Below are 22,926 nucleotides of genomic sequence, written 5' to 3'. Positions count from 1 at the left end.
CTGAATGAATTTACTAAGCCAGGTAAAATATCTGATCAAAAAGGAGCTCCTGCTGGAATGGCGCTCAAAATATGCGCTGAACGGTGTCTTACTGTATGTGGTATCCACGGTATTTGTGTGCTTTCTTTCTTTTGTAAGTGCGGCGCCCATTACCCTGAACGCGCTGTTCTGGATCATTATGCTGTTTGCCTCCATCAATGCCGTGTCAAAAAGTTTTTTACAGGAAAGCCGTGGAAGGCAGCTGTATATTTATACCATAGCTAGCCCCATTGCACTCATCATCTCCAAAACGATTTACAATATCCTGCTGATGATGGTGCTGACGCTGATTGCACTGTTTTTCTATTCACTGGTATTTAGGTATGAACCACAGGATTTTGGCTTGTATATTCTGGCAACCATTCTGGGAAGCCTCAGTTTCTCTACCGTTTTTACCATGATCTCGGCCATAGCTTCCAAAGCCGGAGGCAATGGCAGTATGCTGATGGCGATCCTGAGTTTTCCGGTAGTGATCCCGGTAATCATTGTACTGATCAAACTCACTAAAAATGCAATAGATGGCCTGGATAGAAGTGTGAGCATGGACGAAATAGGCCTGCTGCTGGTGATCAATGGCCTGGTGGCTGCTGTAAGTCTGCTGCTGTTCCCCTATTTATGGCGCGATTAGGGCATTTACATCTTTATGATAAAAATGCACAGCACAGTGCTTATATTTGTCGCCATTAAATCTAAAGCATGAATAAGAACTGGTGGAAAATTTTAGGCGCAATATTGGTTACTTACTCAACCATCTGGGGCTTTTTGTCTGACGTACCTAAATTACCTATCCTGCACGAAAGCATCCGGAACCTTTATTTTCATGTGCCCATGTGGTTTGGGATGATCGTTCTTTTCAGTGTTTCCGTTTATCACAGTATTAAATTTTTGAGCAGTAATAATCCTGATCACGATCTTAAGGCCGTAGAAAGTATCAATGTAGGGGTAGTTTATGGGATTTTAGGTATTGTAACTGGTGCCATCTGGGCCAAATTTACCTGGGGGCAGGCCTGGAGCTTTGATGTAAAACAAAACTTTGCCGCCATTGCACTGCTTCTTTATTTTGCTTACCTGGTATTGCGTAATGCGATAGACGAAGAACAGAAACGTGCCAAAATATCTGCTATTTACAACATTTTTGCCTTTCCGATAATGGTGGTGCTGCTTTTTGTACTGCCGCGCTTATCCGATTCACTGCATCCGGGCAACGGGGGCAATCCTGGTTTCAACTCCTACGATCTCGACAGCCGTATGCGTGCTGTATTTTATCCTGCCTGCCTGGGCTGGATACTGATCGGTTACTGGATCTATACCATTTTATACAGAGTACGTTCATTAGAAAAAAACAATACACTATAGTCATGAAGAAATTTTCATTTACGCTTTTAATGCTGCTGGTTACCTTTCAATTGTTCGCTCAAAATGAAGGTCAGTCTATTTCTGACAGTGTATATGCCTCGGGTAAGATATATGTGGTCGTAGCTTGTATTGTACTAATTCTGTTTGGCCTGCTTTTCTTTTTATTCTCTATTGAAAAAAGATTAAAAAAATTAGAACAGAAATCTGCTGGCAAAAACTAATTTTAAACGTTTTAGCGCCTGTTTTTCGCTGTAATCCGGGGTAGTGTTTCCTGTACACTAAGTCATTTCTGATTTGTATTAATCGTTTTTTTTAGTGCAATTTTGCATCTGTAACTGAGAACTTATTTCAAATTCATAAAAAACAAATAATGGCTAATACAGCAAATGAGACGAATTTCTTTGCAGATGTCTGCAAGAATTTTGACAGTGCCGCGCAGTTTACCGCCCACCCCGAAGGTTTATTGAACCAAATTAAAGCTTGTAACAGTGTGTACCGTTTCCAGTTCCCGATACGCAGGGGAAATGGTTTCGAGGTAATTGATGCCTGGAGGGTAGAACATTCGCAGCACATGAACCCTACAAAAGGGGGGATCCGTTACAGCGATATGGTAAATGAGGATGAGGTGATGGCACTGGCTGCTTTGATGACTTACAAATGTGCGATCGTAAATGTACCCTTTGGTGGTGCAAAAGGAGGTATCTGTATCAATCCAAAAAACTATACCATTAGCGAACTGGAAAACATTACCCGCCGTTATACTACTGAACTGATTAAAAAGAACTTTATTGGCCCTGGTATTGACGTGCCGGCTCCTGATTATGGAACCGGAGAGCGCGAGATGAGCTGGATTGCCGATACCTATATGACCATGAACCCTGGTCAGCTTGATGCCCTGGGCTGTGTTACCGGTAAGCCAATTGCCTTACATGGTATCCGCGGACGTAAGGAAGCTACCGGGCGTGGTGTGGCCTATGCAGTAAGAGAATGTGTTACCGTAGCTGAAGATATGGCTAAAATTGGTCTTAAAGCCGGTTTAGGTGATAAACGTGTCATTGTACAAGGGTTAGGAAACGTAGGCTACCATGCTGCTAAATTCCTTGCAGAGTTTGGCGCAACTATAGTGGGCCTTTGCGAATATGAAGGTGCGATCTACAACGAAAATGGTTTAAATATCGATGAGGTATTTGCACACCGCAAGCTGACGGGTTCAATTTTAGGTTTCCCTGGAGCCACAGAGTTTAAAAACTCTATGGAAGGTTTGGAGCAGCCATGCGATATTTTAGTGCCTGCTGCGCTTGAAAACCAGCTGACTGTAGAAAATATCAGGAACATCAAAGCAAAGATTATTGCAGAAGGTGCCAATGGCCCTACTACTCCAGAGGCAGAAGAGATTTTCACAGAAATGGGCGGTATCATCATTCCGGATATGTATTGCAACGCGGGTGGTGTAACGGTTTCTTATTTCGAATGGTTGAAGAACCTTTCTCACGTTGCTTTTGGCCGTATGGAAAACCGTTATGCTGAGAATTCAAATGCAAACCTGATCAATACCCTGGAAAGTCTTACCGGTAAAAGCATTCCGGCTGAACATCGCCTGATGATTGTTAAAGGCGCATCTGAGATGGAACTGGTAAACTCCGGTCTGGAAGACACCATGATCCATTCTTATCATGAGATCAGGGAGACCCTAATGACCAAAGCTGGTGTTAAAACTTTAAGGACAGCGGCATTTGTAGGCTCAATTGATAAGATCGCCGTATCTTATATGAACCTGGGTGTTTGGCCATAATCAGCAAGTAATTCGTTTTTATCCGCGATATTTTAAAAGATATCGCGGATTTTTTTTGCTTTTTGTCAGAGAACTATCAATAAACTGTCATCATAGCGTTTTGAATACCTGCAATGGGTTTTCGGTGCTTATATTTTTTATCTTTGTGGTGTTTTCATTAAAACTTTATTTACATCTATGAGGCCATCATGATTTTATCAAACTCAGATTACATGAATTTAAAAATCAGAATAGCTTCATCAACTTGAAATTATATAAAAAACGATGAGAAAAAGTGCAATTATTGGTTTAATAACTATTGCGTTATGTGTAGGTTTCCTGATCAGCCTTAACGCCGATACAAATACCTATTCAACCTTTAGTGAAGCCGCAAAAGACTCCAGGGAGTTTCATGTAATGGGACACTGGGAAAAAGCTAAAGGGATGCACTACGATGCGCTTAAAGATGCAAACCGCTTTGAATTTTTTATGAAAGATGAAAAAGGCATGGTCAATAAAGTGGTATATGCCGGAACCAAACCTCAGGATTTCGAACGCTCGGAAAAGCTGGTACTGATCGGAAAGATGGAGAACAATACTTTTTATGCCTCTAAGATACTTATGAAGTGCCCATCTAAATATAACAACGAACTTGTTGAAGTCAAGCAGGACGGTAAAGTAGAAAAATACAAATAATTTTAATGGATATACAATTTATTGGAGAGAACCTCCTACCCGGTAAAATCGGTCAGTTTTTTATTGTGCTGGCATTTGCCGCTTCGCTGCTCTCTACTATCGCCTATTTTTTTGCGACGAAAAATAAAGACCTTACCGACCGTTCCTGGACACGCTTAGGCCGTATATCCTTTTTGATCAACTGGGCCAGTATTATTGGTATAGGCTCAACCCTCTTTTACCTCATTTTAAATCATTACAATGAATATTATTACGTCTGGTCGCACTCTTCCAAAGAACTGCCTGTATATTATATCGTATCTGCGTTCTGGGAAGGTCAGGAGGGCAGTTTCTGGCTTTGGGCTTTCTGGCAGTCGTTGCTAGGAGCTATTCTGATCTGGAAAGCGAAATCATGGGAGAACGGGGTCATGACGGTGGTAGCCTTTTCACAAGTGTTTTTGACTTCCATGATGCTCGGTGTAGAGATTTTTGGCGAACGCATTGGTAGTTCCCCATTCATCTTGCTAAGAGATGGAATGAACCTGAAAGAAATGGTTCCTATATTCGCTGACCCTGAAAATTATAAAAATTATCTAAAGTTCATTACTGATGGAAAAGGGTTAAATCCTTTGCTTCAAAATTACTGGATGGTAATCCACCCGCCAACTTTGTTCCTGGGTTTTGCCAGTATGGTTGTTCCTTTTGCTTATGCAGTCGCCGGATTATGGCAGAAACGTTATAAGGACTGGGTAAAACCCGCTATGCCCTGGGCCCTATTTGCCGTAATGATCTTGGGAACGGGTATCATCATGGGCTCTTTCTGGGCCTATGAAGCGCTGAACTTTGGCGGTTTCTGGGCTTGGGACCCGGTAGAGAATGCTTCCATCATTCCATGGCTTACCCTTATTGCAGGTGTACACGTAATGATCGCTTTTAAAAATACAGGACATGCCTTTTTTACTGCGATTGCATTGATCCTGATCAGTTTTGTGTTGGTGCTTTATGCCTCATTCCTGACCAGGAGTGGTGTGCTTGGCGACACTTCGGTGCATTCCTTTACGGATCTGGGTATGTTCTGGCACCTGGTTTTATATATCCTGGTTTTCCTGGCCATATCGGTTATTTTGCTGGTGCTGCGCTGGAAGGAACTGCCGATCACCAATAAGGATGAAGAAACCTACTCCAGGGAGTTCTGGATGTTTATTGGGGCATTGGTGATTACCGTGGCCTGTATACAGGTGATCTTCTCTACCTCAGTTCCGGTATTTAACCAGGCCTTTGGTACCAAGTTTGCCCCACCGATTGATGCCGTTAAATATTACAATCAATGGCAGGCACCTTTTGCCATTCTGGTTACCATTGTTTCCGGTTTTTCACAATTCCTTAAATATAAAAGGACAGATACCCGCAGGTTTTACAGCAGCCTGCTTGCCTCGCTGGTATTTTCCATCGTCATCACTGCAGGTTTTGTATACCTTACTGGTGTTTACCATAACCTGATGTACATTCTGCTGACCTTCAGCTGTCTGTTTGCCATACTGAGCAATGCCAAAATATTAGGGCAGGCATTTGGTGGCAAACGCAAGCTCATAGGTGCTGCAGTAGCGCATATCGGCTTTGCCTTATTGCTTTTAGGTGCCCTGGTAGCAGCAGCCACAAACAGGCCAATATCCTTAAATGCCGCTAACTTTATCCCGGTAAAGGATTTTGAAAAAGTAGAGAAACCCGGCGAAAATATTGTATTGTATAAAAATGAGCCTAAAAAAATGGGCCGCTATACCGTTACCTATACCAGCGATACGACCATTGCGCCTAATACCTATTATAAGCTTAATTTTAAGGTGATAGACGAAAAGACAGGTAAAATAAAGGAAGATTTTGAACTGAACCCGCATGTGCAGGTCAATGAAAAAATGGGATTGATCGCTTCGCCTGATACCAAACATTACCTTACTTACGACATCTATACACACATTACCAGCGCACCTGATAAAAAGGAAACCCATGAAGATCATGAAGGCCATAGTGAAGAAGAAAACTATAAAGCGCCAAGGATTGTGAATGTGAGTACCGGCGATACCCTTCATACCAGCAGCGGCGTACTAACGGTAGGTGCTTTAAACAGCCAGCCTAAAGCGAAAAGCCTGGTGCTTGCTCCGGGCGACCTGGCAGTAGGGCTTCCGTTGGAAATAAACGTGAACGGCAAAATATATAAAACCGAGCCTATATTTTTAATTAAAGGGAACAATACCTTTGATTTTGCGCGTAACCTTGATGAACTTGGATTGAGGCTAAGGTTTACGAAAGTATTACCAGAGCAGAAGAAGGTTGAACTGCAGGTTTATGAAAAACCACAGCAGGCCAAAGACTGGGTTGTATTTAAATCTATTGAATTTCCTTATATTAATCTTTATTGGGTAGGCACAATTGTAATGGTTATTGGATTCTTAATTTCTATATTTAGAAGACAAAAAGAAGTTAAAGCAGTTTAATTGTACTGACACTTTGTAACCATTTAATGAGATACTAAATGAAGATTGTTTGCATAGGTTCTGGTAATGTAGCCACACATATGGCTAATGCCTTCAAAGAAAATGAAGCCGATATTGTTCAGGTTTGGAGTAAGGATTTTAATAATGCCTTAGCTTTAGCAGCTGAAACCGGTGCCCAGGCTGTGGCCGATTTGAAAGAGATTGACCAGGACGCAGACTTGTACCTTATCGCGGTAAAAGATGATGCGATTGTAAAGGTGGTCAGGGCCCTTCAAGAGGTCAACGGTTTGGTTGTACACACTTCGGGTGCCACAGATATGGAAGTATTGGCTGGTATAAAAAATTATGGTGTGTTTTATCCGCTGCAAACCTTTTCCAAAGCAGAGCCTATAGATTTCATTCATGTACCCTTATGTCTGGAGGCCAACAGTCCGGAAAACCTGAGTGCATTGAGGCTCATTGCCGTTAAACTGAGCCCGCTCATTTACGAAGTAAGCACCCAGAAACGTAAAATATTACACCTGGCGGGCGTTTTTGCCTGTAACTTTGTTAACCATATGTACAGGTTAAGTCAGCAGATCGTTGAAAAGAACGAAATCGATTTTGAGATCCTCAGGCCGCTGATCATGGAAACCGCAGTAAAAGTACAGCATGCCCTGCCTGAAAATGTGCAGACCGGTCCGGCCATACGGAACGATAGGCAAACCCTATTAAAACATGAAGAACTATTGCATAAGAGCCCTCATCTGAAGGAAATCTATGCAATTTTAAGTAATAGCATTAAAAAAACACGATAATCATGTAATTGTGGTTTTTGTGCGTATTTTTGAACCCGATTATGAGTATTTTTAAGTTAAAGATAAATTTTGAAGAACAGGGAAAAGAAACCGTGGAATTGCCTATTGCAGGGGGTGAATCTGTGCTGGATGTTTGCCTGGACCATGGAATAGAATTGCAGCACAATTGCGGTGGGGTTTGCGGATGCAGTACCTGCCATGTATATGTAACCCGGGGTATGGACGATATCCAGGAGATTTCTGACAAAGAAGAGGATTTCATTGACAGGGCAGTCCGTCCCAGGATCAGTTCCCGTTTAGGCTGTCAGTGTGTAGTGATCAGCGGAGATATTGAGGTCACCATTCCCGATCAGTCAGAGTTTTTAGGTCATTAATAACAACAGATAATAGAAAATAACATGCAGGATAAATTTGCCCTACCCATTTACTGGAATGACCACGAAGATATAGCACAGGAACTGTACGAGAAATTTGGTGACGAATTTGGTGAAGCCAGGATATACCGAATTAGGTTTACAGAACTGCTGGATTGGATCCTGGAGCTCCCTAACTTTAAAGGTACCCGTGAAGAAAGCAATGAAGGGCATCTGGAGCAAATCCAGTCGGCCTGGGTTTATGAGTGGAGGGATAACCAGAAATAGGCACTCATGTTTCTTGAACAGCTAAAGCAGGTTACAACTTTTATCTTTGATGTTGATGGTGTACTGACCAACGGTGATATCATTGCGTCCGATTCGGGTGAGTTTCTACGTACCTTTAACATCAAAGATGGTTATGCACTTCAGCTGGCTGTAAAAAAGGGCTTTCATGTTTGTATCATTTCCGGAGGAAGGGGCGCAGCCATGCAAAAGCGCTTTGAAGGACTGGGGATAAACAACATCTTTCTGGGCGTTTCCGATAAGGTTGCGGTGTACAACGATCTGCTGGCAAAATATCAGCTTAAAGCTGAAGAGATTCTTTATATGGGTGATGATATTCCTGACCTTAAAGTAATGAAACTGGTAGGCCTGCCTACCTGTCCGGAAGATGCCGTTCCCGAGATCAAAGCCATCTCGCACTACATCTCGCCTTACTCAGGAGGTAAAACCGCTGTCAGGGACATCATAGAGAAAGTCCTTAGGGTACAGCACAAATGGTTCGATGAAAACCCATCTGCTGCTGATTCTGGTAAATAACAACAAATCTTTTTTGTAACACGCATGTTACGTTTTGATGGTTAAACCTATTGCCACCGCCTACTCTCTAATTTCTGAGTTAAGCATAACTCGCAACCATAAAGTAAAACAAAAAAGAAAAGAGATGAAAAAATTATTGATGATTTGCGGACTGTTATTTAGTGTAGTAACATTTGCACAGGCACAAGACGGGGGACGTAAAATGGCAACTCCTGAAGAAAGAGCGCAAAAAAATGCAGAACAGCTGACCAAGAAGCTGAACCTGTCTGAAGACCAGAAAGCAAAAGTAGCTGCTATTTTCCTTGACCAGGCTGCGGCAATGAAAAAGGCCCGTGAAGAAAACAAGGGGGCCGACAGGGAAGCTATGATGGCTAAAATGAAAGCCGTGAACGATGAGAATGATGTAAAGATCAATGCTTTGTTAAATGAGGATCAGAAAAAAGCCTTTGCAGAATGGAAAAAGGAAAGAGCTGAAAACATGAAAAAAAGAATGGAAGGCCGTGGTCCTCAGGGTGGCGGTGGTCAATAACCTAAAAATATTTGTCAATAATAAAAGCGGTCTTGGGCCGCTTTTGTTATTTTAGCGCTACGATAAATTAATCTATATATGTATCAGCAAAGCCTTCCCATCATACTTGCTTCAAAATCTCCACGCAGACAGGAACTATTGAGTGCCATGAACCTTGATTTTAAGGTGATGCTAAAGGAAGTGGATGAAAGCTACCCTGCTGAACTCCTGCCTGCAGATATAGCCGTTTACATTGCCGAAAAAAAAGCTGCAGCCTTTGCTGAAGACGGCAGAGAAGCGATCATCATAACTGCGGATACCATTGTAGCCTATAACGACGAAATTTTGGGTAAGCCCGCAGACGCTAAGCATGCAAGAGAAATGCTCAGCAAGCTATCTGGTACCAACCACCAGGTTTATACAGGGGTGAGTCTGGGTTATGGGGATAAGCTTTATTCTTTTTACGACAGGACGGAAGTCTTTTTTAACGTACTTACCGATGCCCAGATAGCGCATTACATCAGCAACTATAATCCTTTTGATAAAGCCGGAGCCTATGGGATACAGGATTGGATCGGGCTTATTGCTGTCGAAAAGATCATCGGTTCTTATACCAATGTAATGGGACTTCCTACCGAAAAACTATATCGGGCTTTATCCCGCTTCTGATTGCCTGAGGCTTTCCAGTACGCCCATTTTCAGGTCGTAAGTGGATAAGCTCAGGCCTTCAATTCCGCTCAATGCAATCACGTAGTCGGTTAAAATTGCCGCAATCACAATCATGTCTACCCTTAGTGGGATCAGGTTTGGCATCGCTGCTCTTTCTGAATGGCTGGAATGCCGCAGGGTTGTTGATATAGACCGGTAAGCCTCCAGATCAATAGGGTGGCTGGGTATACTGTTCAAGTCTAACTGCCCGTTTATCATTGCCATAAAAGTTTCAAAGGCACCAGCCGAGCCGATCAGCTGTATTGGTTTGTAAATGCTGCAGGCTTTTTTCAGATCAGCCAGTTCGTTATCTAAGTGACTGATAATGGCCTGCATGTCGGTCTGGCTTATAGGGTCAGAATTAAAATAAGCCTGCATTAGCCGCGCTGCTCCGATGTTATAGCTTTTTTTCCAGAGGAGCCCGTCTTCGTTGCAAATGATAAACTCTGTACTTCCGCCCCCGATATCCATGATCAATGAAGTTTCACGGATTGCACCGCTGGCTTTTACGCCATTGAAGATGTATTCCGCTTCCTGATCCCCGCTGACTACCTCAATGGTTATTCCTGCATAGGATCTTGCTGCCTTCACAAAGTTTTCACCGTTACCGGCGCTGCGTATGGCAGAGGTGGCGATTGCTTTTACTGTATCGACCTGGTGTTTGCGGATCTCGTCCTGAAATGTTTCTAAGGCTAGCAAGCCCCTTTCATAAGCTTCAGGGATAATGATGTGGTCGTTAATCCGGCCTTCGCCCAATTTTACGGGAATATTGGTTTTGTAGAGGACCTCAATGTTATCCGGAGAAATTTGTGCAATGATAAGGTGAAAGGTATTGGTGCCAAGATCGATAACAGCTGCGGTCATTTTGAATGTATTTTTTGGTTTTAGACGAAAAAAGCCGGTTTTTGTTACATGGAAAAGGCCGCTTTGCGGGCGGCCTTTCAAAAGTATTAAATTAATTATTCAAAATATTCCTTCATTTTTTCGAAGAAACTCTTGTCATTCTTTCCCGGCTGAGGTTTGAAGTTCGGAGAGTCCCGGAGTCTTTCCAGGATGCTTCTTTCTTCGGAACTCAGGATCTTCGGTGTCCAGATGTTCACGTGTATGATCTCATCTCCACGATGGTAGGAGTTAATTTCCGGAATGCCTTTACCTTTTAAACGCAGCAGTTTGCCGCTCTGGGTACCTGGCTCAATTTTAATTTTGGCTTTGCCATCAATGGTTGGTACCTCGGCACTATAGCCTAATGCCGCATCAACAATAGATACATGTAAATCATAAACCACATTATTGCCTTCACGTTTCAGGCTTTCATGAGGGATTTCCTCAATCAATATGATCAAATCACCAGGGATACCACCATTGGGCGCTGCATTTCCTTTTCCGCTCATGCTCAGCTGCATGCCATCACTAACTCCCGCAGGGATGTTAATGGTAATGGTCTCTTCGCCCCTTACTACACCTTCGCCGTGGCATGAACCACATTTGGCTGTGATCTGGGATCCGCTTCCGTTACAGGTAGGGCAGGTAGAGGTGGTTTGCATTTGTCCCAATATTGTATTGGTTACCCTACGTACAGCGCCACTGCCACCGCAGGTTTTACAGGTACTTACCGATGACCGGTCTTTAGCACCTGTGCCATCGCAGGTTTTACAGGTAATCTGTTTGTTTACCTTTATCTTTTTCTCTGTACCATTGGCAATTTCTTCAAGCGTAAGCTTTACCTTAATACGCAGGTTGGTACCCTTAGCTACCCGGCGGCCTCCGCGTGATTGCTGACCGCCAAAAAAGCTTTCGAAAGGACTGCCACCTCCACCAAAGATATCTCCAAACTGGCTGAAGATATCTTCCATGTTCATTCCGCCGCCGCCAAATCCACCGCCTGCTGCACCGCCAACTCCGGCATGACCATAGTGGTCATAGCGTTGTTTCTTTTCAGGGTTACTTAAAACCTCATAAGCCTCGGCTGCTTCCTTGAATTTTTCTTCAGCAGCTTTATCATTCGGATTTTTATCCGGGTGATATTTGATGGCCAGTTTACGGTAAGCCTTTTTAATCTCGTCAGCAGATGTGTTTCTGGATACCCCAAGCACATCATAATAATCTCTTTTGCTCATAAAAATATTAACTACCTACTACTACTTTGGCAAAGCGGATCACTTTGTCGTTTAAGGTATACCCTTTTTCCAGCTGGTCTATTACTTTTCCCTTCATATCCTCAGTAGGAGCAGGTATTTTGGTAATGGCTTCGTGGTTATCCGTATCAAAAACGGTATTGATACTTTCAATTTCTTTCAGCCCTTTCTGGGCTAATATGCTTTTTAATTTGGTATGTACCAGATTTACGCCTTCCCTTATAGAATTTACATCGCTGGCATTTTCCATGGCTTTGTCAGCCCTGTCAAAATCGTCCAGTACCGGCAATAAGGAAACAATGACATCCTTGCCAGCTGTTTGTAGCAATTCTATTCTTTCTTTTTGGGTGCGGCGTTTAAAATTGTCAAATTCAGCAAATAAGCGTAAATATTTGTCATTTAAAGCTGCGTTTTCCTGCTGAAGCTTTTCTTCTGCAGAAAGTTCTGCTGCGCTTTCTTCAGGGGTTTCGGCCTGCGCCTCATTTGTATCGTTTATCAATAGCTCTTCAGCATTGTTTTCTGCTGCAGGATCCTGATTTTGCATAGTTGTATCTTCTTTATCGTGTTTCTTCTTCTTGCTAAACATAGTATAGTAGAATTTTGGTTATAAACTCAAAAGCTTTGCCAATAGGGAATTGTCAGTCATGCTGTCAGTTTTAGGTAAAAAAGACTGTCGCGAATGACTGAATAAGAAAATTTTGTCAGACGAGGGACTTAAACGATCTGCGCATCTTCATGAACAATACCACTTTCACACTTGATGATCCTTGAAGGGAAAGTGCGGATGATGTGGTAATCATGTGTAGCCATGAGTACCGCTGTGCCGCTCTGACTGATCTGCTTCAGCAACATTACAATTTCTTCAGAAGTATCCGGATCCAGGTTCCCTGTAGGCTCATCAGCCAGGATAATTTCCGGGTTGTTGAGCAATGCCCTTGCAATCACCACACGTTGCTGCTCTCCGCCGGAAAGTTCATGCGGCATCTTTTTGATTTTTGAACGTAAACCTACCTTTTCCAGAACGTCCTTGATCCGCTCACTGATCAGGGCCTTGTCGGTCCAGCCTGTAGCTTTAAGCACAAATTCGAGGTTCTTTTCAACCGTTCTGTCGGTAAGCAATTGAAAGTCCTGAAATACAATACCTAATTTCCGGCGCAAATAAGGAACCTCTTTATTGCTCAGCTTTTTTAAATCAAAGCTGGCTATCTGCCCTTCACCATTTCCGATATGGAGGTCGCCATAAATGATTTTAAGCAAACTACTTTTTCCAGAACCTGTCTGACCAATTAAAAAAACGAATTCACCTTTGTCCACATTTAAATTTACGTTAGACAAAACCAAATGTTTCTGTTGAAAAACATCTACATTTTTTAAATTTATAACTGTGTTTCCTGTCATGTTTAGATCTCTAATTTAGCAATTTGTCCGAAAGGCAAATCATTTACAAAATTCATAATGTATGCTTGTTTATCTCCCAGCCCAAGCTTCTCCAACGATTTGTCGGGCCTGTCTACCCTGAAATACGCCAGCAGGGTAAATTTATCATCCCGCAATTGTACATAATCGGGAATTTTGGCAATACCTTTTACTTTAATAACATACATCGCTCAAAAATAGTATTTCAAAATGAGAAAAAGGTAAGGGCTTACAAAGCATTTAAAAAGTCGACTGTATTTACGTTATCTGCATAATCCCAAAGTCTGGGCGACTGGCTTTGCCCAAAACCCAATACCGGCGAATCCAGCTGGAGTGGCGCTGCACTCACCACGCACTGGATATTTTCCTGCTCAGCCTTTAATAGTTCCTGTACTGTAGCTATATCTTTATAATATTCAAAATACAGTACAGCCAGGGGCGATGTCAGACTTTTTTCTTCGGTGAGCAATATAAAACCGTTATCGAAATGAGGCTTCAGGTTTACCAGGTAAATAGATTTATTGTAGTCGTAATTGTTGTTGTATTTAAAATGATTAATGATGTCTTTGAAATGTTCAATGGGTTCAAAGAAGTTTTTGATGTTGTAACCTTCAGGAAGATAAAGCTTGGATACATTTCTGCATCCCAGGCCAAAATAATCAAATATGTCATGTCCAAGCAGTGAGAGTTCGGCTTTACTTTCATTTCCGGTAATTACAGCAACGCTGTTTCTGTTTTTTCGGATGATATTGGGTACCTTACCAAAATAATACTCAAAATACCTGGAGGTATTGTTGCTACCGGTAGCAATAACGGCATCAAAATCTTTTAACCGCTCAGTATAAATTATTTTTTCTGCCAGCAACGGTTCTATTTCAACCAGCTTAGTCAACAGGGCAGGCAGTAATTTGTCATCTGATGATGATAGTTTTATCAGGGCGATGTTCCCTGTTGCCAGTACCGAAATGACATCATGAAAGCCAACCAGGGGGATATTTCCGGCTAAAATCAAACCTATTTTTTTGGGGGTGTTGCTTACCAGGATGCCGCTAAACCAGCTTTCAAGATCTTCGGGGTTTAGCATACGCTGCAATGCTTTCAGTGCTTTTTCTACCTCTTCAGCTGTAAACCATGCATTGCCGTTAGCTGCCGATGAGATGAGGTTTTTAAAGTCCTGATCGGGCCCAGCCATGAAGTCGCTAAGTTTTTTTAATGCAATAATTAGTTTTTCGCTGTTAAGGATTGGCATAATTCCGAAGATTTTAAAGTTTATGTGTTATATTTGCTGTTGCAAAGGTAAACTTAGCAATAGATATAGACGAAGACATGGCTATTAAAATAACAGACGAATGCATTAACTGCGGAGCATGTGAGCCTGAATGCCCAAATAATGCAATTTATGATGCAGGCACAGCCTGGAGATTTTCTGATGGTACCAATTTAAACGGTATCATTGATTTTGGAGGTAAAGAAATCGACGCAGAAGCTGCCCAGGAAGCAGTATCTGATGAAGTTTATTACATCGTTTCCGACAAATGTACAGAGTGTAAAGGTTTTCACGATGAACCTCAATGTGCGGCTGTTTGCCCGGTAGACTGCTGCGTGGATGATGAAGACGTTCGTGAAACAGAAGAAGAATTGCTGGCCAAAAAAGCCTGGTTACACCAGGAAGGATAGTTTTCCGGCTATTTATAGGATATACAAAAGGCGCTGTTAGGCGCCTTTTGTATGTTTATGATTTTTCTTCGTACTTGTTCGGTACAATCAATACCGGGCAGGCCGACTTCCGGGCCACGTGCTCTGCCACACTTCCCATCAGGAAATGATAGATGCCCGTCCGGCCATAAGTTCCGATAACTATCAGGTCCGAACCCCATTCGTCAGACTGCTTAATGATACCATGTGCAGCACTGTCAATCACACTTAGATAGGTGGTGCGAATGCCTTGACTAAACTTTGTTTCTATCTCCTTCAATAAAATATGGCTGTTTTCCTCACTATTGTCATATGCTTCTAAAAATACCGGCGCCAGTGTAAGGTCCGGATTGATATTCGCGGGTATAGGCTCTATAATGTTAACCAGCGCAACCTCAGCCCCAAAGGTTTTTGCTACTTCATATCCTGTTTTTGCCGCTTTTTCAGAACAGGTACTGTTATCTACAGCAATTAAAATCTTTTTGAGGTTCATGGTATTTAGATTAAGGTTTATACTATGCAATAGAATAACGATTTCTATACTATAAAAATAACAATTTAACCAGGCAAAAGTTTATTTTTATACATTGATTTATAGATATGGAACAACAATATGGAATTTGCAGGATAGCTGTAGCACCCTTAAGGGCTGAGCCTTCGGATAAAGCTGAGATTGCCTCCCAGCTGCTGTTTGGTGATCATGTAGAAATACTTGAAAAAACTGAGCGCTGGTGGCGGGTCCGTAATGCCTACGACAACTATGAGGGCTGGCTGGATTTCAGGCAGCTTACAGCCATTTCAGCTTCCGGATTTCTTGAAAATCAGCATTGCCGCTATATTGCTCCGCCGCAAATAAATAACCTGCTTAGCGATACCGAAGGTAGTACCTATCTTCTTTCGCCGTCCAGTAATCTGCCAGGTTACAAAGATGGTTACTGTTTTCTTGGCGATCAGCCCTTTAAAGTGTTGTTCGAACCCCTCGATACACAGAAGGGACTTACAGCCGATATTGTTACAACAGCCATGTTTTTTCGCAATGTGCCTTATTTATGGGGCGGAAAAAACCTCTTTGGAATGGACTGTTCTGGTTTTGTACAGACCGTTTTTAAATTAAACGGCTTAAAAATGAAGCGGGATGCTTACCAGCAGGCAGAAGAAGGTACGGTTGTCGACTTCCTTCCGGAAATCAAACCCGGTGACGTCGCGTTTTTTGACAATGCCGAAGGAAGGATTACCCACGTGGGCATCATGATCGACCCGACACAAATTATACATTCTTCTTCAAAAGTCAGGATAGACCCGATGGATAACGAAGGAATTTACAATGCTGAATTGGGGAGATATACCCACAAGCTCAGAATTGTGAAACGCTTTATGGAATAGGCAATTCATTTGCATCCTATTTATAAATCAAATATTTATGAAGCATCTTTTACGCTCCCTCTTCTTGCTGCTTTTTGCTGTGCAGGCAGCTTTTGGGCAAAAAAAATTAACGAACAGCCGCATTTCGGACAACTTCACCTACATCTACAAGCTAAGTGATAAAGAAGCTTATGCCGTCGCTTCCGAAGGTAAAACGGTTATAAATGATGCTTTTTTGCATACCAGGATCGATTCTTTTTATCATGCATCCAATAAGCCTTACCGCAAAAATCTTCCTTTTGGCAATTATTTATATGTAAAGGCTGTAAAAAACCAGCTCGTATATCGGCTTACGCCAAAAAATAATGTAAATCTGCAGTTCATCAACAATAGGAAAAACTTTCAGTTTGCTATTATCGATCTTAAAGGCCGCCAAATCAGCACTGCAGAGGTGACAGTGGGTAAAGGCAAACGCATACGGTATAATGCAACGGCTAAGCTGTATGTGGCAGGATCGGGATCAAAAGAAGGGGTAATTACGGTCCGGTATGAAGGCGTCAGCAATTTTTTTACTTATGAGGAACAGGAAAGCTATGGCCGTTATGCTAAAAACGATCCTTCTTTGTTTAAGAAAATATTTGAAAAAAAGCGTGGTCTGGGGGACCGTAAACGGGGTGTTAAAACAGGGTATTCAGGTTATATGGTATTCAATAAACCCATGTATAAACCTTTGGATACGGTGAAATTTAAAGCCTATCTGGTTACATCCAAAGGGAAGAGCATCGGGAACAAACCCTTAAGAGTTGAGCTTAATAAAGATTATAATGCGCCGGGCAGCCTGCTTACTACTTTAGATCCTTACCGGGATGGTGGTTATGAATTCAGTTTTGTTTTAGCAGACAGCTTACAGTTAAAGCTGGACAGGAACTACACTATCGTCTTAAAGGAGCAACAGCGAAAAGAATGGGAACAGGTTTATCAGGGCAATTTCAGGTATGAAGACTACGAATTGAAGTCTGTCAACTTTACGGTCAGGACAGATAAAAACGAATACAGCCCAGGCAACCCGGCGAACATTTTTATGAAGGCAACCGACGAAAATGAACTTGCCGTACCCGATGGGCGGGTAGAGGTACTGGTTCGGACCAATACCGCCTCAAAGTTTTACAGTCCCCGGCTTTTTGTTAAGGATACCCTCTGGAAAACCAGCCTTGTGCTTGATCCCGTAGGGGAGACCAAACTCTTGCTTCCCGACAGTATTTTTCCGAAGGCCGACATTGATTTCGAGGTGTCATTTGTATTTTTAAACAGCAACAACGAACGGCGTACAGCCAGCAAATCGCTAAAATACCGTGTTAAAGAGCAGGATGTTAAGGTCGAATTTAAAAAGGATAGCCTGTATCTCGACTACCAGGTCAGGGGCAATTCCGTCAGGCAAAAAGCTAGCGTGTCGCTCAGTTTCCCCAATAGCGATGAAGAAGAAGTCCTGAAGGTTGAACTCCCCGCTGCCATTAAAATGAATTATTCCGCCAGCGGTTACTATGTGAAAACCAACGATGGCTACGACGATTATATCTTCATGGAAGATCTGAAGCCGGAAATAAAAGTAGATGCGGTGCAGGGTAAAGATTCTTTGCAGGTATTGGTTAATAATCAGCATAAAATACCTTTCTGGTACACCATCTTTTCAGGCAACAAGGTGTTTTTAAGAGGTTATGGTACCCGTCTGGATACCACAATCAGGCATACTTCAGCAAAGGCAGCACATGTAAAACTCAATTACAGCTGGGGCGAAAAGGAACTGGATACAGAAACCAGCGCTTTTTACCGGCCTGGTATTTTGAATGTAAAACTGCTGAGCCCCGATCTTGTTTACCCCGGGCAAACGGTAAACATGCAGGTTAAGGTAACCGATGCAAATGACCTGCCGGTTGCCTCAACAGATGTTACCGCATATGCCTATACCAGCAAATTTAAAAACGGGTATTCGCCAGGTATCCCTTATTTTGGCAAGCCATTCTTTGCGCGCAAAATAAGCCCTGGCTTCGAGGCTGAGGACATAGACCTTCAGGGCGAGATGAGCCTGACCTGGGAAAGATGGGGGAAAGCGTTAAACCTGGATACCATTGAATATTATCGCTTTACACAAACAAAAGATTTGTATGCGATACAGGAAGAGGGGCCGGATACGGCCTTAGCGGTTGTTGCCCCCTTTGTGGTAAAAAACGGGGCAATAACACCCGCCCATATCGTTTATATTGATGATGTACCCGTGTACTTTAGCCAGGCCAATCAACTTCAGCGTTATGCATTCCGGCTTAGTCCAGGTAAACACAACATTCAGATGCGCACTTCGGGATACCTGGTGAGTTTGGACGATTATGAATTTGCAAAAGGCAAAAAAACAATATTAAGCGTAAATGCCGACCTGCAGAACACAAAGGCTCGTGTAAGTAAATTAACCCCATTGCTCAGTGCCGAAGAATCTGCTTTCCTTACAAAATACATGATCAGGATAGAGAATAATTTTAATGGCGATAAGGCCATACTGACGCCTGTAAATGAGCGCAGGGGCGACAGTGCCGCATATTTTCTGAGCCTCAGCCAGGATCAACCCGCCCTCAGTTCCGGTCTTTTGGTAGGCCCGATTAAAGAAAATTACCTTACCATTGAATCCGGTTCGCTGAAACAGACCTTTATGAAGGAGCCAGGGTATACCTATACTTTTCTGCCGGGATTGCTCAAACAAAAATCATATGGTACTCCTTATGGTTTCAATACAACTTTAACCGCATTTAATGGCAGCGATGACTACAGGCAGTACCCTTTGAAAAGTGGAGAGCTGGATAGTATCTGGAACAATTATCTGGACTTGAGGAGCAGGACAACATCATTGATCAACAATTCCTATCCCAGAGGAAGAAGCTATGGTAAGCTGGTAATGAAACTAGATACGGGCATTTCGAATCAAATGCCTTACCTGAAAAATATTGTGATCTATAAATACGATGAACCCGATTTTCTGCAGGTATACCCAGGTAATGCAAGCTATTTTAATGTACTTGAGCAGAGCATCTACCGGATCATTTACCTGTTTAAAGACAACCGGTATTTCGTAGCCGAAGATGTAGACATTAAAGCGGGGGGCATAAATTATTTTGAGTGGAAGGGAGTGAAAATTCAGGCCGCGGATCGAATGAGTACAGGAATAGACCTGCAGATCAAATCTGTAAATATTGGCAGCAATAGTCCAAGGCCTGCCGATGCCCAGCAAAATATCCTTCAGAACATCAACGACAGGTACTTTAACCCTGCCATACTTACCGGCAGGATGAATGGTCGTATAATTGATGCGAAAACCAAATTGCCTATAGTAGCTGCGGCAGTAAAAATAAAAGGTGCAAGCTATGGGGTAAATACAGGTGCAAATGGGTATTTTGAAATTAAGGTGCCCAAACGCGGGAAGGTGATCGTCTCGTTTATAGGTTACGATAGCAGGGAAATTAATGTGATCAATGGCGATGCTGGCGAAATTAAGCTTGATGCTGCAACGGCATTGCTGGAGGAGGTCGTTGTAGTGGGCTATGGTGTGCAGAAAAAACAGAATTTAACGGGAGCAATCAGTGCGATTACCAGTCAGGAGCTTGGCTATTCTGGAGCTGCCCAAAAACAGGAAATGGATGCCAGGATGGTGATCAGGGGACTGTCAACAAGCTCCGGCGGACAAAAGCCATTGCTCATTGTCGACGGCCTGCCATTTACCGGAGATATCAGCGCGCTGGATCAGTCCAGCATTGTTTCTTTAAATATCTTGAAAGATGCAGAGGCAACGGCAATTTATGGTGCACGCGCTGCCGGAGGGGTGATCATTGTTAAGACCAAAGGTAGAAATACCGTGCTTAATGCGGCCGGTACGCCGGAACAGCAGCAGTCAAGCCTGCGTAGCAATTTCTCTGACTATGCCATCTGGCAGCCTAAATTATTCACTGACGCGGATGGAAAAGCTGGTTTTACCGTTAAATTTCCTGACGATGTAACCAGCTGGACAACCAGGCTTGTGGCCATGAACAGCCGCAAGCAGGCGGGTGTTGCCGAAACTACAATCAAATCCTTTAAAATGCTGAGCGCCAATTTTGTCTCGCCTCAGTTCGCCCTGGAAGGCGACAGCATTGGTGTAATCGGAAAGTTGATGAACTATAGCAATGCCGATGAAACGGTAAACCGCAGGTTCAGTTACAATGGAACGGAACTCTTAAATGGAAAACTAACTTTTAAGCATGCAAAAATTGATACCGTACCGATTGTAGCCAGAGGATATAAAGGAATGGCCGCAGACAGCCTCAGTTTTGAATATACGATGAAACAGGACAATGGTTATTCTGATGGGGAGCTTCGCAAAATCCCTGTATTCAAAGCTGGGATAACGGAAACAAAGGGCCTTTTTAATGCACTTGGCAGCGATACCACCATCGTTTATAAATTCGATCCGGCTTTAGGTAAGGTTATCCTCAGGGCCGAGGCTTCGGTATTCCCGGTTTTGCTGGATGAGATTGATAAGCTGCGAAACTACGAATACCTTTGCAACGAACAACTCGCCTCTAAACTAAGAGCCCTGCTGCTCGAAAAATCTGTCAGAAAATACTTGGGGCAGGATTTCAAAGGAGAAAAGCAGATCAAAGTGCTGCTGAAAAAACTGCAGGACAATAGACGCCCTGAAGGTACCTGGGGCTGGTGGCAAAACAGCGGTGAAGAATTGTGGATTAGCTTACATGTGGTAGAAACTTTGCTGGAAGCCCAGAAGCAGGGGTATGAAGTAGTGCTTGATAAAAACAAATTGTACAGTTACCTACTCGATAAAATGACAGGCGATGTTCATTTTGATCAGATTTATGGCATAAAATTATTGAGTTTGCTTAATGAAAAATACTATGCCAACGACTGGATTATTGCCATTGAGAAGAGAAGGGTCGATCTGGAAGCAAAAAATGCCCGCGAAAGGAAGGCAAATTCCGATGTGCCATTGCTGCCTAAACAACCGCTATACGAAAAACTTCAGCTGATGCATCTGAAGCAAAAAGCGGGTATGCCGGTAGATATAAGCTGGCTTATGGGCCTGAAAAAGGAAACGATGTTTGGTAATTTTTACTGGGGAGAAGAAAACCGTTACTTTTGGGACAACAGCATCCAGAACACTTTAATGGCTTACCAGGTATTTAAAGTCAATGGAGGGCATAAAAAGGAGATGGAGGGTATTCAGCGTTATTTTTTAGAACAGCGCAAAGACGGGCAATGGCGCAACACCTATGAGTCATCCCTTATTCTTCAAACCATACTGCCTGAACTGATGGCTGATGGCAGGAAAGCAGAACCTGCTGCCATTGTGCTCAACAACGAGAACATTACTGTTTTTCCACATCACAAGGTGATCGAACCTGCGGCGTTAACGCTCATCAAGAAAGGTAAAACTCCTGTTTATTTCACGGCTTACCAGCAATTCCATAACCCAAGTCCGCAGAAAGTAAGTAAAGACTTTACAGTAAAAACCTGGTTTGATCAAAATGGTGAAACGGTTAGAAAGCTAAAAGCAGGTACTTTAACCGATTTAAAGGTAGAGGTTGAGGTACGCGCTGATGCCGACTATGTAATGGTAGAAGTGCCAATTCCGGCAGGTTGCTCGTATGAGAACAAAATGCAGACTTTCTGGGGGACGGAAACGCACCGGGAGTATTTTAAACATAAAACCTCTATTTTTTGCAGCAAACTAAAAAAAGGAAAATATATGTTTAACATTCAACTGATGCCAAGGTACTCCGGTAATTACATCCTGAACCCGGCAAAAGCCGAAATGATGTATTTTCCGGTATTTTATGGCAGGGAGGGCATGAAGGATATAGCTATAAACTAACAGCCCATACCATCACCTGGCGGTCATCTCCTGTCGAGATCAGGTATCTGCCATCGGTGCTCCAGATCAGTTTATTGATGGAATGGAAATGGCCTGGCGTTTGTTTTTCCAGGCTTAATATCTTATAGAGTTTAAAATTCTTGCTGTCCCAAAGTTTGATACTTTTATCCTGGCTGCAAGTAGCAAAATAAGAAGCGGTGGGATGGAAGGCGATGGCATAAACGCTGAACATATGGGCAGCAACCTGGTTGACCAGCTCATAACCGGGCAAAGCCCATATTTTTAGCTGCGCATCGCGACCGCCAGAGATCAGGTGTGTCCCGTCGGGCGAATATTGTAGGGAGGTAACAGGTAAGCTATGCCCCTGTAGCTCCTTAATCTGGCTGTAATCTTCAGAATTGTAAATCCGGATCAACCCATCTTTACAGCCCAGCGCAATTTCAGTTTCGCTGTTGTTTACAGCAATTACCCTTACCGTGTTTTGGATTACAGTAAAATGGTACAATAAGGAGAAGTCGGCCAATGACCATACCGCAAGTGTTCCATCTTCGCCGGTACTGAGCAACTCATTTTTGCCGGTAATGGTCTTGATGTCAAAGACTGCTTTTTGGTGATGGTGTAATGTTGCGATGGTCTTTTCAAGCTTCAGGTCGAACACCAGGATCAGTCCACTTCTTTGCGCAACAAAAAGCAGGTTCTCATACCGGTGAATTGCGTACACCGAGCTTTGTACGGCTACCAATACTTTTACAAAGGCCATGTTTTGGAGCGACCATTCTACTACACCCTTGTCATTGCCCGCGCTGTAGAATGTATTTTCTTTAGCTGCATTTGCCAATGCATAAACGGGGTTTTGATGACCGCTAAGGGTATGCAGATGTGTAATCATGGC

At 42.9% G+C, this 22,926-nt stretch carries 23 protein-coding genes; 15 read left to right on the top strand and 8 right to left on the bottom strand.

Annotation, left to right across the window (positions count from 1 at the left end; all coding sequences use genetic code 11):
- The first annotated feature begins 4 nt into the window (after nucleotides 1-4).
- From B9A91_RS04160 to B9A91_RS04105, 12 genes are all read left to right on the top strand, one after another.
- On the top strand, nucleotides 5-667 hold the full coding sequence (locus tag B9A91_RS04160; protein ID WP_084237144.1) for a heme exporter protein CcmB: 663 nt from the start codon (nucleotides 5-7) through the stop codon (nucleotides 665-667).
- Nucleotides 668-735: 68 nt separating this feature from the next.
- Nucleotides 736-1,395, top strand: a complete 660-nt coding sequence (gene ccsA / locus B9A91_RS04155) for a cytochrome c biogenesis protein CcsA (protein WP_084237143.1) — start codon at nucleotides 736-738, stop codon at nucleotides 1,393-1,395.
- Nucleotides 1,396-1,397: 2 nt separating this feature from the next.
- A complete protein-coding gene (locus B9A91_RS04150; protein ID WP_084237142.1) occupies nucleotides 1,398-1,616 on the top strand; it encodes a CcmD family protein in 219 nt (72 codons plus the stop codon).
- A gap of 149 nt (nucleotides 1,617-1,765) precedes the next feature.
- Complete coding sequence (locus tag B9A91_RS04145) at nucleotides 1,766-3,187, top strand: Glu/Leu/Phe/Val family dehydrogenase (protein WP_084237141.1); 1,422 nt, start codon at nucleotides 1,766-1,768, stop codon at nucleotides 3,185-3,187.
- A gap of 264 nt (nucleotides 3,188-3,451) precedes the next feature.
- A complete protein-coding gene (locus B9A91_RS04140) occupies nucleotides 3,452-3,862 on the top strand; it encodes a cytochrome c maturation protein CcmE domain-containing protein (RefSeq protein ID WP_084237140.1) in 411 nt (136 codons plus the stop codon).
- Nucleotides 3,863-3,867: 5 nt separating this feature from the next.
- Nucleotides 3,868-6,333 carry a heme lyase CcmF/NrfE family subunit gene (locus B9A91_RS04135; protein WP_084237139.1) on the top strand — a complete coding sequence of 822 codons (2,466 nt, stop codon included), beginning with the start codon at nucleotides 3,868-3,870 and terminating at the stop codon, nucleotides 6,331-6,333.
- 38 nt (nucleotides 6,334-6,371) lie between these two features.
- Entirely contained in the window at nucleotides 6,372-7,130 is a 759-nt protein-coding gene (locus B9A91_RS04130) for a Rossmann-like and DUF2520 domain-containing protein (RefSeq protein WP_084237138.1), read from the top strand.
- 41 nt (nucleotides 7,131-7,171) lie between these two features.
- A complete protein-coding gene (locus B9A91_RS04125; protein WP_084237137.1) occupies nucleotides 7,172-7,504 on the top strand; it encodes a 2Fe-2S iron-sulfur cluster-binding protein in 333 nt (110 codons plus the stop codon).
- Nucleotides 7,505-7,528: 24 nt separating this feature from the next.
- The gene (gene iscX, locus B9A91_RS04120) at nucleotides 7,529-7,771 is read left to right on the top strand and encodes a Fe-S cluster assembly protein IscX (protein ID WP_084237136.1); all 243 of its coding nucleotides are present in this window, start codon (nucleotides 7,529-7,531) and stop codon (nucleotides 7,769-7,771) included.
- 6 nt (nucleotides 7,772-7,777) lie between these two features.
- On the top strand, nucleotides 7,778-8,305 hold the full coding sequence (locus tag B9A91_RS04115) for a KdsC family phosphatase (protein ID WP_084237135.1): 528 nt from the start codon (nucleotides 7,778-7,780) through the stop codon (nucleotides 8,303-8,305).
- Nucleotides 8,306-8,429: 124 nt separating this feature from the next.
- Nucleotides 8,430-8,834, top strand: coding sequence for a hypothetical protein (locus B9A91_RS04110; protein ID WP_084239569.1), 405 nt, complete (start codon nucleotides 8,430-8,432; stop codon nucleotides 8,832-8,834).
- A gap of 78 nt (nucleotides 8,835-8,912) precedes the next feature.
- On the top strand, nucleotides 8,913-9,482 hold the full coding sequence (locus B9A91_RS04105; RefSeq protein ID WP_084237134.1) for a Maf family nucleotide pyrophosphatase: 570 nt from the start codon (nucleotides 8,913-8,915) through the stop codon (nucleotides 9,480-9,482).
- Here B9A91_RS04105 and B9A91_RS04100 read toward each other — a convergent pair.
- The 6 genes from B9A91_RS04100 to B9A91_RS04075 form a co-directional block, all read right to left on the bottom strand.
- Nucleotides 9,468-10,385, bottom strand: a complete 918-nt coding sequence (locus tag B9A91_RS04100) for a Ppx/GppA phosphatase family protein (RefSeq protein ID WP_084237133.1) — start codon at nucleotides 10,383-10,385, stop codon at nucleotides 9,468-9,470. The two genes, B9A91_RS04105 and B9A91_RS04100, sit on opposite strands and share 15 nt — an antisense overlap.
- 95 nt (nucleotides 10,386-10,480) lie before the next feature.
- Nucleotides 10,481-11,638, bottom strand: a complete 1,158-nt coding sequence (dnaJ, locus tag B9A91_RS04095) for a molecular chaperone DnaJ (protein WP_084237132.1) — start codon at nucleotides 11,636-11,638, stop codon at nucleotides 10,481-10,483.
- A 7-nt stretch (nucleotides 11,639-11,645) separates the two neighbouring features.
- Nucleotides 11,646-12,242: a nucleotide exchange factor GrpE gene (locus B9A91_RS04090; RefSeq protein WP_084237131.1), complete on the bottom strand. Its 597-nt coding sequence runs from the start codon at nucleotides 12,240-12,242 to the stop codon at nucleotides 11,646-11,648.
- A 128-nt stretch (nucleotides 12,243-12,370) separates the two neighbouring features.
- On the bottom strand, nucleotides 12,371-13,054 hold the full coding sequence (locus B9A91_RS04085) for a cell division ATP-binding protein FtsE (protein WP_084237130.1): 684 nt from the start codon (nucleotides 13,052-13,054) through the stop codon (nucleotides 12,371-12,373).
- 2 nt (nucleotides 13,055-13,056) lie between these two features.
- The gene (locus tag B9A91_RS04080; protein WP_084237129.1) at nucleotides 13,057-13,260 is read right to left on the bottom strand and encodes a fructose-6-phosphate aldolase; all 204 of its coding nucleotides are present in this window, start codon (nucleotides 13,258-13,260) and stop codon (nucleotides 13,057-13,059) included.
- Between the two features lie 41 nt (nucleotides 13,261-13,301).
- Nucleotides 13,302-14,321: an acyl-CoA reductase gene (locus tag B9A91_RS04075; protein WP_084237128.1), complete on the bottom strand. Its 1,020-nt coding sequence runs from the start codon at nucleotides 14,319-14,321 to the stop codon at nucleotides 13,302-13,304.
- 77 nt (nucleotides 14,322-14,398) lie between these two features.
- On the opposite strand from B9A91_RS04075, the gene B9A91_RS04070 reads away from it, so the two are divergent.
- Nucleotides 14,399-14,749 carry a 4Fe-4S dicluster domain-containing protein gene (locus B9A91_RS04070; protein WP_084237127.1) on the top strand — a complete coding sequence of 117 codons (351 nt, stop codon included), beginning with the start codon at nucleotides 14,399-14,401 and terminating at the stop codon, nucleotides 14,747-14,749.
- A 55-nt stretch (nucleotides 14,750-14,804) separates the two neighbouring features.
- Here the strand turns inward: B9A91_RS04070 and B9A91_RS04065 are convergent, their stop codons facing one another.
- Complete coding sequence (locus tag B9A91_RS04065) at nucleotides 14,805-15,260, bottom strand: universal stress protein (RefSeq protein ID WP_084237126.1); 456 nt, start codon at nucleotides 15,258-15,260, stop codon at nucleotides 14,805-14,807.
- Nucleotides 15,261-15,367: 107 nt separating this feature from the next.
- Between B9A91_RS04065 and B9A91_RS04060 the strand changes: the two genes are divergently transcribed.
- Complete coding sequence (locus tag B9A91_RS04060; RefSeq protein WP_084237125.1) at nucleotides 15,368-16,150, top strand: C40 family peptidase; 783 nt, start codon at nucleotides 15,368-15,370, stop codon at nucleotides 16,148-16,150.
- A gap of 37 nt (nucleotides 16,151-16,187) precedes the next feature.
- Nucleotides 16,188-22,034, top strand: coding sequence for an alpha-2-macroglobulin family protein (locus B9A91_RS04055; RefSeq protein WP_084237124.1), 5,847 nt, complete (start codon nucleotides 16,188-16,190; stop codon nucleotides 22,032-22,034).
- On the opposite strand, the gene B9A91_RS04050 is transcribed toward B9A91_RS04055, so the two are convergent.
- On the bottom strand, nucleotides 22,024-22,923 hold the full coding sequence (locus B9A91_RS04050; RefSeq protein ID WP_084237123.1) for a WD40 repeat domain-containing protein: 900 nt from the start codon (nucleotides 22,921-22,923) through the stop codon (nucleotides 22,024-22,026). The genes B9A91_RS04055 and B9A91_RS04050 overlap by 11 nt on opposite strands.
- Nucleotides 22,924-22,926 lie beyond the last annotated feature (3 nt).

The sequence above is a fragment of the Pedobacter africanus genome (genome assembly GCF_900176535.1).
Classification (GTDB): domain Bacteria; phylum Bacteroidota; class Bacteroidia; order Sphingobacteriales; family Sphingobacteriaceae; genus Pedobacter; species Pedobacter africanus.
This window is presented reverse-complemented; position numbering and strand designations above follow the sequence as displayed.

Bases quoted from the DNA above. Each gene is read 5' to 3' on its own strand.
- B9A91_RS04160 (WP_084237144.1), top strand. From the start codon at position 5: ATGAATTTACTAAGCCAGGTAAAATATCTGATCAAAAAGGAGCTCCTG.
- ccsA (WP_084237143.1), top strand. From the start codon at position 736: ATGAATAAGAACTGGTGGAAAATTTTAGGCGCAATATTGGTTACTTAC.
- B9A91_RS04150 (WP_084237142.1), top strand. From the start codon at position 1,398: ATGAAGAAATTTTCATTTACGCTTTTAATGCTGCTGGTTACCTTTCAA.
- B9A91_RS04145 (WP_084237141.1), top strand. From the start codon at position 1,766: ATGGCTAATACAGCAAATGAGACGAATTTCTTTGCAGATGTCTGCAAG.
- B9A91_RS04140 (WP_084237140.1), top strand. From the start codon at position 3,452: ATGAGAAAAAGTGCAATTATTGGTTTAATAACTATTGCGTTATGTGTA.
- B9A91_RS04135 (WP_084237139.1), top strand. From the start codon at position 3,868: ATGGATATACAATTTATTGGAGAGAACCTCCTACCCGGTAAAATCGGT.
- B9A91_RS04130 (WP_084237138.1), top strand. From the start codon at position 6,372: ATGAAGATTGTTTGCATAGGTTCTGGTAATGTAGCCACACATATGGCT.
- B9A91_RS04125 (WP_084237137.1), top strand. From the start codon at position 7,172: ATGAGTATTTTTAAGTTAAAGATAAATTTTGAAGAACAGGGAAAAGAA.
- iscX (WP_084237136.1), top strand. From the start codon at position 7,529: ATGCAGGATAAATTTGCCCTACCCATTTACTGGAATGACCACGAAGAT.
- B9A91_RS04115 (WP_084237135.1), top strand. From the start codon at position 7,778: ATGTTTCTTGAACAGCTAAAGCAGGTTACAACTTTTATCTTTGATGTT.
- B9A91_RS04110 (WP_084239569.1), top strand. From the start codon at position 8,430: ATGAAAAAATTATTGATGATTTGCGGACTGTTATTTAGTGTAGTAACA.
- B9A91_RS04105 (WP_084237134.1), top strand. From the start codon at position 8,913: ATGTATCAGCAAAGCCTTCCCATCATACTTGCTTCAAAATCTCCACGC.
- B9A91_RS04100 (WP_084237133.1), bottom strand. From the start codon at position 10,385: ATGACCGCAGCTGTTATCGATCTTGGCACCAATACCTTTCACCTTATC.
- dnaJ (WP_084237132.1), bottom strand. From the start codon at position 11,638: ATGAGCAAAAGAGATTATTATGATGTGCTTGGGGTATCCAGAAACACA.
- B9A91_RS04090 (WP_084237131.1), bottom strand. From the start codon at position 12,242: ATGTTTAGCAAGAAGAAGAAACACGATAAAGAAGATACAACTATGCAA.
- B9A91_RS04085 (WP_084237130.1), bottom strand. From the start codon at position 13,054: ATGACAGGAAACACAGTTATAAATTTAAAAAATGTAGATGTTTTTCAA.
- B9A91_RS04080 (WP_084237129.1), bottom strand. From the start codon at position 13,260: ATGTATGTTATTAAAGTAAAAGGTATTGCCAAAATTCCCGATTATGTA.
- B9A91_RS04075 (WP_084237128.1), bottom strand. From the start codon at position 14,321: ATGCCAATCCTTAACAGCGAAAAACTAATTATTGCATTAAAAAAACTT.
- B9A91_RS04070 (WP_084237127.1), top strand. From the start codon at position 14,399: ATGGCTATTAAAATAACAGACGAATGCATTAACTGCGGAGCATGTGAG.
- B9A91_RS04065 (WP_084237126.1), bottom strand. From the start codon at position 15,260: ATGAACCTCAAAAAGATTTTAATTGCTGTAGATAACAGTACCTGTTCT.
- B9A91_RS04060 (WP_084237125.1), top strand. From the start codon at position 15,368: ATGGAACAACAATATGGAATTTGCAGGATAGCTGTAGCACCCTTAAGG.
- B9A91_RS04055 (WP_084237124.1), top strand. From the start codon at position 16,188: ATGAAGCATCTTTTACGCTCCCTCTTCTTGCTGCTTTTTGCTGTGCAG.
- B9A91_RS04050 (WP_084237123.1), bottom strand. From the start codon at position 22,923: ATGATTACACATCTGCATACCCTTAGCGGTCATCAAAACCCCGTTTAT.